The organism is Amycolatopsis sp. NPDC043889 (genome assembly GCF_056435645.1).
In genome coordinates, this window is record NZ_JBWKEC010000002.1 from 539,659 (window position 1) to 556,756 (window position 17,098).

Here is a 17,098-nt window from a genome sequence, read left to right on the forward strand (position 1 = left end):
TGAGTGGTAAGGACGGTTCTAACCGTCCTTACCACTCACGAGCGCTAGAGACCGCGTGAAGCGAACTTCGTCGGCCTGTCCTCCCAAGGCGCGTCGGCGGGCCGCGACGAAGCCGCCCCCGAAAGCACCGCGTGCGCGGCGAGCACGCCACCGACGGTCGACCCGTTCACCAGCTCACCGGCCAGCGCCATCCGGACCGCCTCGGCGAGCGGGAACTTCCGCATGACGAGGTCCGCCTCCTCGTCGCCGAGGACCTCCCTGTCCACTTCGGACAGGTCTCGGGCGAGATAGACACGGACGACCTCGTCGGTGAAGCCGGGCGACGCCGCGACGTCGACCAGGGTCTCCCAGCGCTCGGCGCTGAGCCCGACCTCCTCGACCAGCTCGCGTTGGGCCGCGCCGACGGGGTCCTCCCCCGCCTTGTCGATCAGCCCGGCGGGCAGTTCCCACAGCCGCCGCCCGATCGGATGACGGTACTGGTGGATCAGCGTGACCGCGCCGTCCTCGTCGAGCGCGACGACGGCGACCGCGCCGAGGTGCTCGACGACCTCACGACGGGCGGTGCCGCCGCCGGGCATCACGACCTCGTCGACCCGCAGCCCCACGACACGTCCGATGTGGACGTCCTTTGTGGACGCGACGGTGAATTCGTGCTTGCCTGGCTCGGTCACCGGGCCACCGTCTGAGGGGCCTCGGGCAGCTCGACCGGCAGCCGCTCGGCGACCTTGCGGTCGACGACGGCCTTCACGAACGCGCTGAACAGCGGGTGCGGGCGGGTCGGACGGCTCTTGAGCTCCGGGTGCGCCTGGGTGCCGACGAAGAACGGGTGCTTGTCGGCGGGCAGCTCCACGAACTCGACCAGGTGGTCGTCGGGCGAGGTACCCGAGAACACCAGACCGGCGTCGGAAAGGCGCTTGCGGTAAGCGTTGTTGACCTCGTAGCGGTGACGATGCCGCTCGGAGACCTCGGTGCTGCCGTACGCCTTCGCGACCTGCGAGCCCGGCTTGAGCTTGGCGACGTAGGCGCCGAGCCGCATGGTGCCGCCCATGTCGCGCTCGCCGGCGACGACGTCACGCTGGTCGGCCATCGTCGAGATGACCGGGTTCGGGCCGTCCTCGAACTCGGCCGAGTTCGCGTCCTTGATACCCGCCAGGTTCCGCGCCGCGTCGATCACCATGCACTGCAGGCCGAGGCACAGGCCCAGCAGCGGCAGCCCGTGGGTGCGGGCGTAGGCGATGGCGCCGACCTTGCCCTCGATGCCACGGACGCCGAAGCCGCCCGGCACCAGCACGCCGTCCACATCGGACAGCGCCGCGGCCGCGCCGGCCGGGGTCTCGCAGGAGTCAGAGGGGACCCAGGAGATCTGGACCTTGGCGCGGTGGGCGAACCCGCCCGCGCGCAGCGCCTCGGTGACCGACAGATACGCGTCCGGCAGGTCGATGTACTTGCCGACGAGCGCGACCCGCACCGTCTCCGACGGGTTGTGCACGCGGTCGAGCAGGTCGCCCCACACGGTCCAGTCGACGTCGCGGAACGGCAGCCCGAGGCGGCGCACCACGTAGGCGTCGAGCGCCTCACGGTGCAGCACCTTCGGGATGTCGTAGATCGACGGCGCGTCGGGGCAGGCGATGACGGCTTCGGTGTCGACGTCGCACATCAGGCCGATCTTGCGCTTGAGGTCCTCCGGCAGCTCACGGTCGGCGCGGCAGACGAGCGCGTCGGGCTGGATACCGATGTTGCGCAATGCGGCGACCGAGTGCTGGGTCGGCTTGGTCTTCAGCTCGCCCGAGGGGGCGAGGTACGGGACCAGGGAGACGTGGAGGAAGAAGCACTGGTCGCGGCCGACGTCGTGGCGGACCTGACGGCAGGCCTCCAGGAACGGCAGCGACTCGATGTCGCCCACGGTGCCGCCGACCTCGGTGATCACGACGTCCGGGCTGTTCCCGTCCTCGTCGGCGCCCGCCGCGGCGGTGATCCTCGCCTTGATCTCGTCGGTGATGTGCGGGATGACCTGCACGGTGTCGCCGAGGTACTCACCGCGGCGCTCCTTGGCGATGACCTCGGAGTACACCTGCCCGGTGGTGACGTTCGCCTTGCCGTCGAGAGCCCGGTCGAGAAAACGCTCGTAGTGCCCGATGTCCAGATCGGTCTCGGCGCCGTCGTCGGTGACGAACACCTCACCGTGCTGGAACGGGTTCATCGTGCCCGGATCGACGTTGAGGTACGGATCCAGCTTCTGCATCGTGACCCGGAGCCCACGTGCGGTAAGGAGCTGACCCAGGCTGGAAGCCGTGAGTCCCTTACCCAGAGAGGAGGCAACGCCTCCGGTGACAAAGACATACTTGGTAGCCCGCGACTGAAGTCCCACGGGCTTCCACCTTATCGCACGCCCGCCGAAGCGCTCACCGGCCACGCCGCAAGCGTCCGTTGGAGTGGAAAACCGCTACTCTCGCGGCGTGACAGACGCGCACGACACCTGGACCGCACCGGTCGCGGAAGGCCCGCTCGACGCGGACATCCGTGTCCCCGGTTCGAAGTCGATCACCAACCGGGCCTACGTCCTCGCCGCGCTCGCCAGCGCGCCGACGCGGGTGCGGACCCCGCTCGACTCCCGGGACGCGCGCCTGATGCTCGGCGCCATCTACGCGCTCGGCGCCCACTCGCAGGGCAGCATCGGCGGCTACCTCGTGCACCCGCTCGGCCCCGGCCGCGTCCATCCCGACGAGACCGTCCGGGTGGAACTCGGCAACGCGGGCACGGTCGCCAGGTTCACCCCCGCGCTCGCCGCGCTGGGAACCGGCCCGGCGCTGTTCGACGGCGACGAGGCCATCCGCCGCCGTCCCATCGGGCCGCTGCTGAAGGCACTTCGCGACCTCGGCGCCCGCATTGACGACGACCGCCGCGAGGCGCCGCCCTTCACCGTCCACGGCGAAGGCGGCTTGCGGGGCGGCAGGGTCGACCTGGACGCCTCGGCGTCGAGCCAGTTCCTGTCCGCGCTGCTGCTCGCCGGGCCGTCGTTCCAGCAGGGTGTCACCGTGCGCCTCGTGGGCGGCCAGGTGCCGAGCGAGCCGCATATCGCGATGACCGTCGAGATGCTCCGCCGGTTCGGGGCCACTGTGGACCGCGAGGGCGCCGAGTTCCACGTCGCGCCGACACGGCTTTCGTGCCCCGAGTACGTCGTCGAGCCGGATCTTTCGACGGCGGCGCCGTTCGTCGCCGCCGCGATCGCGACCGGCGGCACAGTGCGCATCGCGGGCTGGCCGCAGCGGACGACGCAGCCCGGGGACTGGCTGCGCAGCCTGGCGCCCGTTCTCGGCGCCACCGCCGAACTCGACGCGGCGGGCCTGACGGTCACCGGCAGCGGCGCGATTCCCGGCGTCGAACTGGACCTGCACGACGTCGGCGAGCTGACGCCGGTGATCGCGGCGCTGCTGTGCTTCGCCGAGGGACCGTCGGTCATCTCCGGGGTGGCGCATCTTCGCGGCCACGAGACCGACCGGCTGACCGCGCTCGCCACCGAACTGTCGTCGCTCGGCGCCGACGTCCGCGAGACCGAGGACGGGCTGCGGATCACGCCGGCGCCGCTGCACGGCGGGAAGTTCCGCACCTACGACGACCACCGGCTGGTGATGGCGGCGGCGGTGCTCGGCCTGAAGGTCGAAGGGGTCGAAGTGGAGAACCCGGGGACGGTCGGGAAGACCTTCCCCGGATTCGCCGAAGCCTGGACTTCGATGCTCGGCTAGCCGAGCCCTCCGGCGAAGGGGGTTCCCCGCCACTGGTCGATCATCGGCTTGAGACCGTCCACCAGCATCGGCAGCTCGGGCGCCATCGACAGGCACGCGACCACCTGAAGCAGGCCCACCGCCTCGAAGGTTCGCAGCGCGCCTTCGTCGACCTCGCGCAGGCCGAGTCCGACGGCGGCGGCGTTGTAGGCCTCGATGCCTTCGGGACCGTTGAACGCGAGGTCGCGTTCGATCGGGCCGCGGTTCACCAGTTCGAAGTCGGAGTAGAGCTCGCCTTCGGTGGTGACGATCAGGTTGTAGCCCGGCGAGTCACCGTGCACCGGTTGCACGGTGGCACCGGGGAACGCCTTGGCGAAGGCCTCCTCCGATTCCAGCAGCGACCGGAAGACCTCCCATTCGCGGCGGGCGCGGTCGAGGTCGGCGGGGTCGAGCAGCTCCGGCCTGCCTTCGAGCTGGGCGAGGCCGTCGGGGATGAACGGGTCGAGCCCGTTCAGGAACGCCAGGTCGCCGGGATAGTCACGGAGCGTGGCGTGCAGCTTCGCGACGAGCTTGGCCGAGTGCTCCACGGCAAGGTTCGCGTCCTCGACGAACTCGATCAGTTCCCAAAAAGTCATCGAGAAACCGTCGCGCTGCACGGGTTCCGCCGGTACCAGCGGGCTCGGCTTGACGACCGGAAGCCCCTTCTCGCCGAGCCAGGTGGCGACGGCGAGTTCGCGCCGCTGGTCGGTCAGCTGTGTCTCCAGCGTGGTCGTGCGCGGCAGCACGGTCGGCACGCGCACGACGACCGGCGAAGGCGCCAGCCGCACGATGACGGAGAAAACGTCGTACAGGACCTCGGGTTCGGTGACGGTGATGCCGAGGTCGCGTCCCGCGGAAACCGCGGCGGCCACCGCCCGCGCGGTGCGGGCGGCCCGTTGTTCGTCGGTGATCATGACGCGAGTCTGACATGTCCGGTTCACCCGGCGGAGCGTTCTCCGTCATCTTCGGGGAACAGCGCCTTCAGCGTGACCGCCCGGTTCACCCGCACATGCTCGACGGCGTGGGCCCGCGCGCGGTCGGCGTCGCCCGAAACGATCGCGTCGTAGAGACGGCGGTGCTCGTCGAGCAGTTCGCCCCAGTGCTCGTTCTGGCTGGTCAGCCAGCGCAGCCTGCCTTCCAGCGGGCGGAGGATCTCGTGCAGCAGCCCGTTGCCGGCGAGCGCGACGATCTGGTCGTGGAAGCGGGTGTTGAGCAGAGTGATCCGGGCCGGGTCACCACTTTCGGTCGCGCGGGCGGCGTCGGTGAGCAGCCGTTCGAGCGCGCGGAGTTCCGCTTTGCCCGCCCGTTCGGCGGCCAGTCCGGCAGCGAGTCCTTCGAGTGCCTCACGGACGTCGAACAGCTCCTCGACGTCGGCCTTGGCCAGCTGGCGCACGACGATGCGCCGCGGCGACTGGACGGCGAGGAAGCCCTCGGCCTCCAGGCTGCGGATGGCCTCGCGCACCGGGACCCGCGAAACTCCGAGGTCCTCGGCGAGCTCGCGTTCGACCAGCCTGTCCCCCGGCTTCAGCCGTCCGGCGAGGATACGTTCACGCAGCTCGTCGCGGACCCGCTGCCGGGTCGCGGCCAGCGGCTGACGCGGTCCTTCCTCGGCCACCCGACCCCCTCGTTCAATACTGCCGTAACAGCTCGTAACCCGAGTTTATCGGCAGAAACCTTGACGGCGGGCCACCGCGGGGTGATATTTGGGATGCCAAATTTTGGGATACCAAATCGACCGGATGTCCCCGTCGATCGGAGGCCCGCATGACCGCCGCCCCAGCAACCCGGTCCGAAGCGCCTACCACCGAGAACGCCGATCCCCGGCTCTGGAACGAAGATCTCGCCCCGGCGAAAGAACGCCGCTGGAAGGTCTACGACATCTTCGCGCTGTGGATGTCGGACGTGCACAACCTCGGCAATTACACCTTCGCGGCGGGCCTGTTCGTCCTCGGGCTCTCGGCCTGGCAGGTGTTCACCGCGCTGCTGACCGGTTTCGTGCTCATCTACTTCGGCATGAACCTGATGGGCCGGATCGGCCAGAAGACCGGCGTCCCCTTCCCCGTGGTCGCCCGCATCAGTTTCGGCACCTTCGGCGCGAACCTGCCCGCGCTCATCCGCGCGATCATCGCGATCTTCTGGTACGGCATCCAGACCTACCTCGCGTCCGTGGCCATCACGCTGCTCGTGCTCGCGATCGATCCGGGTCTGAAACCGTGGACCGAGGTGGGTTTCCTCGGCCTGCACGCCCTCGGCTGGATCTGTTTCATCGCACTCTGGCTCGCGCAGGCGCTGGTGCTCACCCGCGGTATGGAAGCCGTGCGCAAGTTCCAGGACTGGTGCGGTCCCGGCATCTGGGTCGTGATGATCGCGCTCGCCGTGTGGATCCTGGCCGCCGCCGACTGGAACATCTCCTTGACCAGCAACCCGAAGGCACTGTCCACAGGGGAGCAGGTACGGCAATGGTTCGGCGCCGTCGGGCTGATCCTGTCCATCTACGGCACCCTGATGCTCAACTTCTGCGACTTCTCGCGGTTCGCCCCGAACCAGAAAACGGTACGGCGCGGCAACTTCTGGGGACTGCCGATCAACTCGACGGCGTTCGCGCTGCTGTCGGTGCTCGTGACCGCGGGCAGCCTCCAGGTGTTCGGTGAAGCCATCACCGACCCCGCCGAACTGCTGGCCCGCATCGACAACACGCCCGTGCTGATCATCGGCGCGCTGACCTTCGCGATCGCCACCATGGGTGTGAACATCGTCGCGAACTTCGTCTCCCCCGCCTACGACCTGGCCAACATCTGGCCGAAACGAATCACCTTCACCCTCGGCGGGATGATCAGCGCGGTGGCGGCGTTGTGCGTGCTGCCGTGGAAGCTGTACTCGTCGCCCGCGGTGGTCAACTACTTCCTCGGCGGTCTCGGCGCCTTCCTCGGTCCGCTGTTCGGCATCATGATCGTCGACTACTACCTGGTGAAACGCGGCCGGATCGACGTGGACAAGCTGTTCGTGGCCGGACCCGGTTCGCCGTACCACTACAAGCGCGGATTCAACCCACGCGCGATGGTCACCTTCCTGCCCACCGCGGCGCTGTCCGCGATCATCGCCCTGGTGCCGTTCTTCGCCCCGGCTGCGCCGTACTCGTGGTTCATCGGTACCGCTTCCGCCGCGGCCCTCTATTTCGTGGTGTCGCGCAAGCAACGGGTCGCGTGATGCGGATCCTGGTCACCAACTGCAACACCACCGAGGCGATGACCAAGGAGATCGAGGCGGGCGCCCGCGCCGCGGCGAGTCACGGCACCGAGATCCTGGCCAGAACCCCGTTGTGGGGCCCGGAATCCGCCGAGGGCTGGCTGGACAGCTTCCTGAGCGCCGCGGCCGTCCTCGACCTTCTCAACGGGCTGGACGAGCCGTTCGACGCGCTCGTGATGGCCGGTTTCGGTGAGCACGGCAGGGAAGGCGCGCGGGAGCTGCTCGACGTCCCCGTCGTCGACATCACCGAGGCCGCCGCGCATCTGGCCTGCCTGCTGGGAAGACGCTACGGCGTCGTGACCACATTGGACCGGACGTGCGGGCTCATCGAAGACAGCCTGCACGCCGCGGGCGTCGCGCAGAACTGCGTCGGCGTCCTCGGTGCCGGGCTCGGGGTGCTCGAACTGACCGACGAACGCCGGACGGAATCGGCACTGCTGACCGCCGGACGGCGCGCCCGCGACGCGGGTGCGGAGGTCCTCGTCCTCGGCTGCGCGGGGATGACCGGCCTCGATCGCCGGATCTCGGCGATGCTGGACATCCCGGTGATCGACGGCGTCGCGGCTGCGGTCCGGCTGGCCGAATCCCTGGTGGCGCTGAACCTCAAGACCAGCCGGGCCGGCTCCTACGCCCGCCCACTCCCGAAAACCCGCCTCTGGCCCCGCGTTTAGTCCTCTGAATGCGGTAGTTGCACACGCAAGTACCGCATTCAGAGGACGAAATGCGAAAGGGGGCTAGTTGCCGTCGGCCGCGATACCGGGGGCCGGAGCCTGGGCATTGCCCGCGATGCCGTAGCGGCCCGCGCCGCCTTCGAGCTGCTCGCGCAGCGCCAAGATCGTGGTGACCCGGCCGGCCGCGGTCTCCGCGTTGTCCACAGTGGACAGGATCGAGGTCGACGAGGTGTCGGCGCGGACGACGCCGATCGCGCCGGTGCCGTCGGCGGATCCCGCGTCGCCCGCCAAGACGGTGCCCGCGCCGGAACGGTCCAGCTGCGCGGCGAACCGCGCGATGGTCGACGCACGGTCACCGGCGCCGTCCCCGGTGTACTTGGAACCGGTGAGCACGATCGCGAGCTGCGCGGGCTTCACGTCTCCGCCGGTCTTGAGGAAACCGCCGTCGGTGAGCCCGCCGAGCGCGGCCGCCAGCTCCACCGGCGTGGACTGCGGCTGCGCGTTGTCCTTGTTCAGCAACGCGACCGAGCCGAGCAGAGCGCCGGCGAGGGTGCCGGGGTCGCCCGCGGTCGGGAACTGGACACCGGCGGGCTGGAGCCGCGAGACGACGTCACGCAGCTGATCGGAGCGCATCGGGTCGGAGAACGCCTCGGTCAGCTGGATCTCCCCGGTGACGGCGGCACCCGCCTGGCCGACGAGCTGCTTGAGCGCGTCGCGGTCCGCGGGCTTCGCGTCCTCTGTGGTCACCAGCACCACCGAACGCTTGTCCAGCTGCCCGGCGACGACCTTCGGCCCCATCGCGCCGGCGAACGCGTCCGCGTCGCCGAGCCTGGCGTTGAGCGTGTTGCGCTGCGCCTCCAGATCCGCGACCTGGGAACCCAGATCCTCCTTCTGGCCGGCGAGACCCGAAAGCAGGGCACCGTTCAGTGCCGTGGACCCGAGCACCACCCCGAGGGCGAGCGCCAGGAAGCAGGCGGCGATGGAAACGATGTGGTACCGCAGTGAAATCACGTGAAGAGTCCCTTGCCCCAGGCGATGAACGAGTTCCAGGTGTCGCGGATCCAGTCGAGGTAGACCGAACCCACGTCGGACACCAGCAGTGCGGCCGCGACGGCCACCAGGGTCGCGACGACCAGCAGGACGATGGCGCCGATGGACACCCGGCTGCGGTGCAGGGTCGCGACCGCCTTGCCGTCGACCAGTTTCGTGCCGAGTTTGAGCCGGGTGAGGAACGTCGACGGGTTCGAGCCGGACCGGCCGTGGTCGAGGAACTCCCGCAGCGTCGCCTGGAAACCGACGGTGACCACCAGGCTCGCCTCGTGCGCGTCGGCCAGCAGCAGAGCCAGATCCTCGGCGTTACCCGTCGCCGGGAAGGTGACCGCGCCGATCCCGAGGTCCTGGATGCGCTCGACACCCGGCGCGTGCCCGTCCGGCTGCGCCGGGACCACGACCTCGCCACCGCTGCGCAGGGTCTCGGCGCCGATCCCGTGCGGGTCGCCGACGATGACGTCCGGCTGATATCCCTGCGCGCGCAGCGTGTCGGCCCCGGCGTCGACACCGATCAGCACCGGCCGGTGCTCGGCGATGTACTTCTTCAGCTTCTTGAGGTCTTCGGCGTGCCCGTTGCCGCCCGCGACCACGAGGGCGTGCCGGTCCTTGAGCGGCACCCGGATCTCCGGGACACCGACACCGTCGAGGATGAGGCTGCGTTCCCGGCGGAGGAATTCGATCGTGTTCGCGGAGAACGCCTCGAGCTGGGTGGACATCCCGGCCTTGGCCTCGATCATCTGGTCCGCGACGCTTTCCCGCGTCTGCTGGACACCCGAGCCGAGCTGCCGCTCTCCGATGTAGACGACGCCTTCGTGCAGGCGGAGTTTCGTGCCGTCCTTCACCTTGCGCAGCAGTTCGCCGCCGACCGAATCGACGAGCGGGATCCCGGCCTCGAGCAGGATCTCCGGGCCCAGGTTGGGGAAACGGCCGGAGATCGAGGGCGAGGCGTTCACCACCGCCGCGACTTCGGCCTCCACCAAGGCATCGGCCGTCGACCGGTCGAGGTCGAGCTGGTCGAGGACGACGATGTCGCCGGGGCTCAGCCGGCGGAGCAGCTCGCGCGTACGCCGGTCGACCCTGGCGACGCCGGTGATCCCGGGGAGGGTCTCTTGGTTACGCGAGAGCAAGCCGGTGAGCTTCATGCGACCGATAGTGACAAATTCGCGCGGCCTTCTGCGTCCGCCACGCCGATGGAAACACGCCGATTAACCCACACTGGTTCGGCTACGGCCTCACGGAGGCGCGTTGCGAAAGTGGCTTTCGCAACCGCACCTGAGTGGTTCAAGCCCAGTGGTAGTGAAGGCCTCCTTCCCCACCCTGAAGGTAGGGAAGGAGGCCTTCACGGACTCGCTCAGGCAGAGGCTACTTCGTCTTCTTTCGCTTCCCACCGCGACGGGCCTTGGGCTTGTCCGGCGTGCTCTTGTCGGCCTCGGCGACGGCGAGCAGTTCTTCCGCGTGTGCCCGGCCGGTCTCGGTGCTTTCCATTCCGGCGAGCATGCGGGCGAGCTCGACGACACGCTCCGACTGTTCGAGCACGCGCACGCCGCTGCGGGTCACTCCGCCGCTGGTGCCCTTGTCCACCACCAGATGCTGATCGGCGAACGCGGCCACCTGCGGCAGATGCGTGACCACCAGGACCTGGTGACTGCGCGCCAGCCGCGCGAGCCGCCTGCCGATCTCGACCGCGGCCCGGCCGCCGACCCCGGCGTCGACCTCGTCGAACACCAGTGTCTGCACGGTGTCCGCGTGCGCGAGGACGACCTCGATCGCCAGCATCACGCGGGAAAGCTCACCACCGGAAGCGGCCTTGTGCACCGGGAGCGGCGGGGCGCCGTTGTGCGCCCGCAGCAACAACTCGACGTCGTCGACGCCGTCGGGCCCGGCGTGCACGAGCCTGCCGCCGACCTTCACCGCGTGCGCGTCGCTCTCGTCGACCGCGCGCCGCTCGACGGTGATCTCGATCTCGGCCTGCCCCATGGCGAGCCCGGACATCTCGGCGGTGATCGCCTCGGCGAGTTCGGCGGCGGCCTCGACCCGCGCCTCCGACAGCGTGAGCGCGTGTTCCGCCAGCGTGACGGCGAGTTCGTCGCGGCGCTTGGCCAGCTCGGCCAACGCCTCTTCGGAGGTGTCCATCGTGGACATCCGGCGGCGGGCGTCGTCGGCCCAGGCGAGCACGCCGTCCACGTCTGCCGCGTATTTGCGCGTGAGCCGCTTCAGGTCCGCCTGGCGCGCGAGCACCTTCTCCAGCAACGCCGGGTCGGCGTCGAGCGTTTCGAGGTAGCTGCCCAGCTCGGTGCCCACTTCGGACAGCAGCACCGACGCCTCGTCCAACCGGGGCCCGAGTTCACGCAGCACGGCGTCTTCGGAACCGGTCAGATGGCGGCTCGCCTCCCCGATCAGCCCCAGCGCGCCGGGCGCGTCCGGATCCCCGTCCGCCGAACCGGCGACGGCGGCGTGCGCCGCGCTGGCCGCCGCCCGCAGTTCGTCGACCGCGGCGAGCCGCTTGATCTGCTCGGTGAGTTCCGTGTCCTCGCCCGGTTCCGGCGCGACGGCGTCGATCTCGGCGAGGCCGTGGCGCAACAGGTCGGCCTGCTGCGCCATCTCGCGGGAGCGGGTGGAACGCTCGGTCAGTTCGGCGACGACGGCGAGCCACTCGTCCCGGACCGCGCGGTACCGCTCGAGCGGTTCGGTGACGGCTTCACCGGCGAACCGGTCGATCACCGCGCGCTGCTCGGCGGGCCGCAGCAGCCGCAGCTGATCGTTCTGCCCGTGGACGGCGATCAGCTGCTCGGACAGATCGGCCAGTACCCCGACCGGCACCGAACGGCCGCCGAGGTGGGCACGGGACCGGCCGTCGACCGAGACCGCGCGCAGCGCGATGACACTGCCGTCCTCGTCGACCTCCGCCCCGGCGTCGGTGACGATCCGGGTGGCGCCCTCGGCACCGCCCAGCTCGAAGCGGCCTTCCACGAAGGCCTTCAGCATTCCCGTCCGCACCTTGGACACTTCGGCTCGGCCGCCGGAGAGCAGGTGCAACCCGCTGACGACCATGGTCTTGCCCGCACCCGTCTCACCGGTGACGACGGTGAAGCCCGCGTGCAGTTCCAGCAGGGCGTCCTCGATGACTCCGAGGCCCTGGATGCGCATCTCGGCCAGCACGACGCCCACCGTAGCGGCCCACCCCGACCATTCCCGCACCCGGCACGTCAGGAAAGGGTCGTTCAAGACAAAAAACGTCCTGAACGACCCTTTCCTGACATCCGTCAGCGAGCGTGCCGCTCCCGCCAGCCCTTGATCGGCAACGAGAACTTGTGCACCAACCGGTCGGTGAACGGGCCTTCCCACAACCGGACCAGGCGCACCGGCACCCGGCCGCAGGTGACCCGCACGGCCGCACCGGCGGGAAGATCGAAGGTCCGCGATCCGTCGCAGGTCAGGACGGCGGGCGAACCGTCCGGATCGATGGCGACGGTGATCTCCGAGTCCCGCGAGACGACCAGCGGCCGGGAGAACATCGCGTGCGCGTTGCTCGGGACCACCAGCAGGGCCTGGACGTCCGGCCAGATGATCGGCCCGCCCGCGGAGAACGCGTACGCCGTCGAGCCGGTCGGGGTGGCGCACAGGACGCCGTCGCAGCCGAAGGACGACACTGGCCTTCCGTCGACCTCGATGAGGGCGTCCAGCACGCGCTCACGCGAGCTCTTCTCGACGCTGGCCTCGTTGAGCGCCCAGGTGTTGACGGTCTCCTCACCGTCGACGGTCACGACGACATCGACGGTCATCCGCTCTTCGACCTGGTAGTCGCCGTCGACGGCACGCTGGACGGTGTCGGCGAGCTTGTCCGAATCGGCCTCCGCCAGGAAGCCGACCCGGCCGAGGTTCACGCCGAGGACCGGAACGCCGTTCGGCCTCGCCAGTTCCGCTGCCCGCAGCAGGGTGCCGTCGCCGCCGAGCACGAACACCAGCTCGGTGCCGGCGGCCGGGTCCTGCTCCGGCGCCATGACCGTGCACGGCGCGCCGATCCCGCCGTCGGCTTCCAGCATCTCCCGGACGTCTTCGTCGAGTACCCGGAGCCGCACACCCGCCTTGGCGAAACGGGCCGAAACCTCGCGTGCCGCGTCCCGGGTCGCGTCCCGGTCCGGGTGCACGACCAGCAGCACCTCGCGATCGCTCATTGGGGTCCCTCCAGGACTGCGGTCCGGACGAGCCGCTCGGCGTCGGTGCCGTCGGTCTCCCCCGCCCCACGGGTAAGCCAGACGAAGTATTCGACGTTCCCCGACGGCCCGGGAAGCGGGCTCGCCACGACGCCGCGCAGGCTCAGATCCAGTTTTTCGGCCTCGGCGAGCACACCGAGCACCGATTCGGCGCGCAGCTCCGGGTCCCGGACGACGCCGCCGCTGCCGAGCCGGTCCTTGCCCACCTCGAACTGCGGTTTCACCATCGGCACCAGATCCGCGCCGTCCCGCGCGCAGGCGGCCAGCGCGGGCAGCACGAGTTTGAGCGAGATGAACGAGAGATCCCCGACCACGAGGTCGACCTGCCCGCCGAGGTCTTCCGGGGTCAGGTTGCGCACGTTCGTCTTGTCCAGGACGACCACGCGGTCGTCGGTGCGCAGGCGCCAGTCCAGCAGGCCGCGGCCGACGTCGGCGGCGATCACCGTGGCGGCGCCGTTGCGCAGCAGGACATCGGTGAAGCCACCGGTCGAGGCGCCCGCGTCGAGACAGCGTTTTCCCTCGGTGGAAAGACCTTGCGGGGTGAAAGCTTCGAGCGCGCCGAGCAACTTGTGCGCGCCACGCGAGGCCCAGCCGGGGTCGTCGCCGTCGCGCACCACGATCGGCGCGCCGGACTCGACCCCAGTCGCGGGTTTGGTGGCCACCATGCCGCGCACGGTGACCTTGCCTTCGGCGATCAGCGCCGACGCCTGCTCCCGGGAACGGGCGAGTCCCCGCCGGACGAGCTCCGCGTCCAGGCGGGCGCGTTTGGGCACGCGGTCAGACCTTGTCGATGGTGGACAGCGCCACCGTCAGCTCGGTGTGCACGGCCTCGAACCGGTCGACGTGCTCCGAGAGCGGAAGCGCGGCGAGGTCGTCGAGACCCGCCACGGCTTCGTCGATCCCGGCTCGGGGATCCGTGTCCTGCTGCGCGAACTGATCGGCCTGGACCGCCGGTGGCCCGGGCACCGGCGGAGGGCCCGGCACCGGCGGTCGCGGCACGGGGTGGAAGTGGTCTTGCACCCCACCAAGTTAGCAGCGCTGGTCAGCCGAGGCGCAGCTCGGCGAGCGCGGCGCGGGCGGTGTCGCCCACACCACGGACCTCGGTGATCCCCGAGTCCCAGGCCGCCGCGCACAACGCGCGCAACAGGTCGAGGGAGTCGCCATCACCGTCGGCTTCGAGCACGTCACCCTGTGCGGTGACGCGCCAGCCGTCCTTGGGCCCGATTTCGAGAAGGTCCGCGCGGCTACCCAATCCGGACAGGTCCCACGCGAGGTAGCGCGGACGCTCCTCGGGCCTCGCCGAGATCAGGGATGCCGCGTCGGCGACGCCGGTCAGGACGCAGAGCGCGTCGATCCCCGCCGCGACGGCGCCCTCGATGTCGGTGTCCAGCCTGTCGCCCACGACGAGGGCACGCTCCGCACCCGCGTCCCGTGCCGCCGTCGTGAACAGCCCCGGCGCGGGCTTGCCGGCCACCAGCGGTTCGACGCCGGTGGCGGTGCGCAACGCGGCCACCATCGACCCGTTGCCCGGGAGCAGTCCGCGTTCGCTGGGCAGGGTCGCGTCGACGTTGGTCGCCACCCACAGCGCGCCCGCGCGGATGGCGAGGCACGCCTCCGCGAGAGCGGCCCAGGTGTTCTGCGGCGAGTGCCCTTGCACCACAGCGGCCACGTCCGGACCGGCTTCCCGGATCGTCTTCAGGCCGACGGACTCGATCTGGGCTGCCAGCGAGTCCGTGCCCACGACGAGAACCACCGCGCCCTGAGGCAGCCGCTCACCCAGCAGGGCGGCGGCGGCCTGAGAGCTCGTGTGGACCTCTTCAGGGGTGGCGGGCAGTCCGAGTGCCTCCAGGTGTGCGGAGACCTCCGCGGGTGCCTTGGAGGCGTTGTTGGTCACCCAACGGACGGCCGTGCCGTGGTCCCGAAGCGCCCGGAGCGCTTCCGGTGCGCCCGGGACCACGGTGCTGCCGTGATAGACCGTGCCGTCGAGGTCGAACAGGACCCCGTCGTACCCGGCCGACAGGGCGTCAGCCATTCGTGAGCTCCGCGGCGCGCTCGGCGGCGTCGGTCTCGTCCTCCTCGTCGGCCTCTGCCGCGTTCAGGAACCAGCGGATCGCCTCGTCCTTGCGGTCCGCGGCGGCGAGGTTGTCGGCGTAGGCGTAGAACAGCCGGGCGCTCCACGGGTCGCGCTTCTCCGCCTTGAGGTCGTCACCCTGCAGGGAGACGACGGCGGCGTCCAGCTGACCGAGGTCACGCCGCGCGCCGGCCGCGACGATCGCGAGCTCGATCTGGGTCGCTTTGGACAGGCGCTCCTTGTCGACCTCCTTCGCGAGGTCGAGGGCCCGCTCCGGGCGACCGATGGCACGCTCGGCGTCGGCGATGATCGCGATGTGGTCGTCGGCCCGGGTCATCCGGCGGACGGCCCGCAGCTCGGACAGCGCCTCGGACCAGTTGCCCGCGTGGTAGGCGACCAGGCCGAGCGCCTCACGGACGATCGGGACCCGCGACGCCTTGGCCTTCGCGTACTTGGCGTGCTCCATGGCGGCTTCGGGATCCTCGTCGACGAGGCCACCGGCCGCGACCAGGTGCTTGCCGACGGTTTCCGCGAGTGCCTTGGGCAGGGTGCGGAGTTCCCGGCGGACTTCTTCGTCGAGGTCGGAGAACTCGATACCTTCGGGCAGCTCGGGAGCCTCGAGCAGCTCACGCGCCAAGGTCTCGTCGTCGACAGGCCTGTCCTCGGTGCGCGGAGACGAACGGAAGTCCTTGCGGCCTTCGGAACGGTCACGCTGGGGACGGTCGTCGCGCTTGCGGTCGAAGCCGCCGCGCTTGTCGTCGTACCGCTTCTCCGGCCGGTCGGACGAGCGACGGTCGGGACGGTCACCGGACGGACGGTAGGCACCGCGCTTGTCGTCACCGCGCTTGTCGCGGTCGCCGAAGCTCTTGCGCTCGTAGCCACCACCGCTGGGACGGCGGTCGCCGCTGTAGCCGCCGGAACGGGAGCCACCGCGGTCATCGCGATAGGACGGACGCCGGTCGTCACCGCCACCCCGATTGTCACGGTCGCCGTAGGACTTTCCCTGGGGGCGTCCTTCGTAACGGTTGCCGGACGGGCGGTCGTCGGAACGGCCGCGGTTGTCCGAGCCGTAGCCGGAACGAGCCGGGCGGCTGTCGGAGCGCTTCTCGTACCGGCCCTCGGAACGGTTGTCCGAACGGCTGTCCGACCGATTGTCGGAGCGTTTGTCGTAGCTACGCTCGGGACGGCTGTCGGACGAGCGGTAACCACCGCGGTCGCCAACCCGGTTCTCGGACCGGTAGCCCCCACGGTCACCGCCGCGATTGTCACTGCCGCGGTTGTCACGGTTGTCGTCGCCGCGGTATCCACCGCGGTCGCCGCCACGGCTGTCGGACCGGTAACCGCCACGGTTGTCGCTACCCCGGTTGTCCGAGCGGTAACCGCCACGGTTGTCGCCCTTGTAGTCGCGGCTGTCGCGCCGGTCGTCGGTGCGGAAGCCGCCGCGACGATCGTTGTCGCGGCCACCGGACCGGTCGTCACGACGGTCGCCGGCACCAGGGCCACGACGGTCGTCGTTGTTGTAGCGCGGACGGCTCTCGTCGCGTCCCTGACCTGTGAACCGGCTGCCACCGGAGCGCTGGTCACGGGAGCCGTCGCCGCCGCGCGCGGGCTTGCCGGCGTAGCTGCCACCGGAACCGCGGGCGCCGCGATCGTCCCTGCGCGGGCGGCCCTGGTAGCCGCCATCGCGGCCGCCCCGGTCCTGCCTGCCGCCGGCGGAACCGCGCCGGTCACCTCGCTGCGCGTCAGACCGGCCTCCGCGGGGACTGTCGTCCCGGCGACCCGACCGGCCGGACGCGCCATCATCTGAGTCACGTCGACCGAACTCGGACACCTGGCCTCCTGCCACTATTGAAAAGTTTCGACACTTGCGCCCACCCGTCAGGTGAGCCAACGGACCATTCTAGTCGGTCCATGGACATGAAAAGAGACAGGGCCCTGACCGGGGAGAACCTGTTGGGGTTCTCAACCCTGGTCAGGACCCTGTCCTGAAGTTAGTCCGGCGGTGTCCTACTCTCCCACAACCCTTCGGTTGCAGTACCATCGGCGCTGTCAGGCTTAGCTTCCGGGTTCGGAATGGGACCGGGC

At 70.1% G+C, this 17,098-nt stretch carries 15 protein-coding genes and 1 rRNA gene; 3 read left to right on the forward strand and 13 right to left on the reverse strand.

Annotated elements, in window-relative coordinates; all coding sequences use genetic code 11:
- Window positions 1-44 precede the first annotated feature (44 nt).
- Window positions 45-671, reverse strand: a complete 627-nt coding sequence (locus AC0685_RS07830; protein WP_478224879.1) for an NUDIX domain-containing protein — start codon at window positions 669-671, stop codon at window positions 45-47.
- Window positions 668-2,368: a CTP synthase gene (locus AC0685_RS07835; RefSeq protein WP_126736751.1), complete on the reverse strand. Its 1,701-nt coding sequence runs from the start codon at window positions 2,366-2,368 to the stop codon at window positions 668-670. The genes AC0685_RS07830 and AC0685_RS07835 overlap by 4 nt, the downstream gene beginning before the upstream one ends.
- An 88-nt stretch (window positions 2,369-2,456) precedes the next feature.
- Between AC0685_RS07835 and aroA the strand changes: the two genes are divergently transcribed.
- On the forward strand, window positions 2,457-3,743 hold the full coding sequence (gene aroA, locus AC0685_RS07840) for a 3-phosphoshikimate 1-carboxyvinyltransferase (RefSeq protein ID WP_478224880.1): 1,287 nt from the start codon (window positions 2,457-2,459) through the stop codon (window positions 3,741-3,743).
- Here the strand turns inward: aroA and AC0685_RS07845 are convergent.
- Together AC0685_RS07845 and AC0685_RS07850 are read right to left on the reverse strand one after the other, a co-directional pair.
- Window positions 3,740-4,675 carry an aminoglycoside phosphotransferase/kinase family protein gene (locus AC0685_RS07845; RefSeq protein WP_478224881.1) on the reverse strand — a complete coding sequence of 312 codons (936 nt, stop codon included), beginning with the start codon at window positions 4,673-4,675 and terminating at the stop codon, window positions 3,740-3,742. The genes aroA and AC0685_RS07845 overlap by 4 nt on opposite strands.
- Before the next feature lie 23 nt (window positions 4,676-4,698).
- Complete coding sequence (locus AC0685_RS07850) at window positions 4,699-5,376, reverse strand: GntR family transcriptional regulator (protein ID WP_478224883.1); 678 nt, start codon at window positions 5,374-5,376, stop codon at window positions 4,699-4,701.
- A gap of 149 nt (window positions 5,377-5,525) precedes the next feature.
- Here AC0685_RS07850 and AC0685_RS07855 point away from each other — a divergent pair, with 149 nt between their 5' ends.
- Both AC0685_RS07855 and AC0685_RS07860 read left to right on the forward strand, forming a co-directional pair.
- On the forward strand, window positions 5,526-6,968 hold the full coding sequence (locus AC0685_RS07855; RefSeq protein WP_478224884.1) for an NCS1 family nucleobase:cation symporter-1: 1,443 nt from the start codon (window positions 5,526-5,528) through the stop codon (window positions 6,966-6,968).
- Window positions 6,968-7,678, forward strand: coding sequence for an aspartate/glutamate racemase family protein (locus AC0685_RS07860; protein ID WP_478224885.1), 711 nt, complete (start codon window positions 6,968-6,970; stop codon window positions 7,676-7,678). The genes AC0685_RS07855 and AC0685_RS07860 overlap by 1 nt, the downstream gene beginning before the upstream one ends.
- Window positions 7,679-7,741: 63 nt before the next feature.
- Here the strand turns inward: AC0685_RS07860 and AC0685_RS07865 are convergent, their stop codons facing one another.
- The 9 genes from AC0685_RS07865 to rrf form a co-directional block, all read right to left on the reverse strand.
- On the reverse strand, window positions 7,742-8,689 hold the full coding sequence (locus tag AC0685_RS07865; protein WP_340685736.1) for a copper transporter: 948 nt from the start codon (window positions 8,687-8,689) through the stop codon (window positions 7,742-7,744).
- Window positions 8,686-9,870, reverse strand: coding sequence for a putative cytokinetic ring protein SteA (steA, locus tag AC0685_RS07870; protein WP_340685737.1), 1,185 nt, complete (start codon window positions 9,868-9,870; stop codon window positions 8,686-8,688). The genes AC0685_RS07865 and steA overlap by 4 nt, the downstream gene beginning before the upstream one ends.
- A gap of 220 nt (window positions 9,871-10,090) precedes the next feature.
- Entirely contained in the window at window positions 10,091-11,887 is a 1,797-nt protein-coding gene (recN, locus tag AC0685_RS07875) for a DNA repair protein RecN (protein WP_478224903.1), read from the reverse strand.
- A gap of 104 nt (window positions 11,888-11,991) precedes the next feature.
- A complete protein-coding gene (locus tag AC0685_RS07880; protein ID WP_072026471.1) occupies window positions 11,992-12,903 on the reverse strand; it encodes an NAD kinase in 912 nt (303 codons plus the stop codon).
- Window positions 12,900-13,715, reverse strand: coding sequence for a TlyA family RNA methyltransferase (locus AC0685_RS07885; protein ID WP_257485873.1), 816 nt, complete (start codon window positions 13,713-13,715; stop codon window positions 12,900-12,902). Before AC0685_RS07885 ends, AC0685_RS07880 begins: the two co-directional genes overlap by 4 nt.
- 4 nt (window positions 13,716-13,719) lie before the next feature.
- On the reverse strand, window positions 13,720-13,926 hold the full coding sequence (locus AC0685_RS07890) for a hypothetical protein (RefSeq protein ID WP_039924600.1): 207 nt from the start codon (window positions 13,924-13,926) through the stop codon (window positions 13,720-13,722).
- Between the two features lie 58 nt (window positions 13,927-13,984).
- On the reverse strand, window positions 13,985-14,974 hold the full coding sequence (locus AC0685_RS07895; RefSeq protein ID WP_478224886.1) for an HAD-IIA family hydrolase: 990 nt from the start codon (window positions 14,972-14,974) through the stop codon (window positions 13,985-13,987).
- Window positions 14,967-16,844 carry a tetratricopeptide repeat protein gene (locus AC0685_RS07900; RefSeq protein WP_478224887.1) on the reverse strand — a complete coding sequence of 626 codons (1,878 nt, stop codon included), beginning with the start codon at window positions 16,842-16,844 and terminating at the stop codon, window positions 14,967-14,969. The genes AC0685_RS07895 and AC0685_RS07900 overlap by 8 nt, the downstream gene beginning before the upstream one ends.
- Window positions 16,845-17,007: 163 nt before the next feature.
- Window positions 17,008-17,098 (reverse strand): 5S ribosomal RNA (rrf, locus tag AC0685_RS07905); the annotation flags it as partial.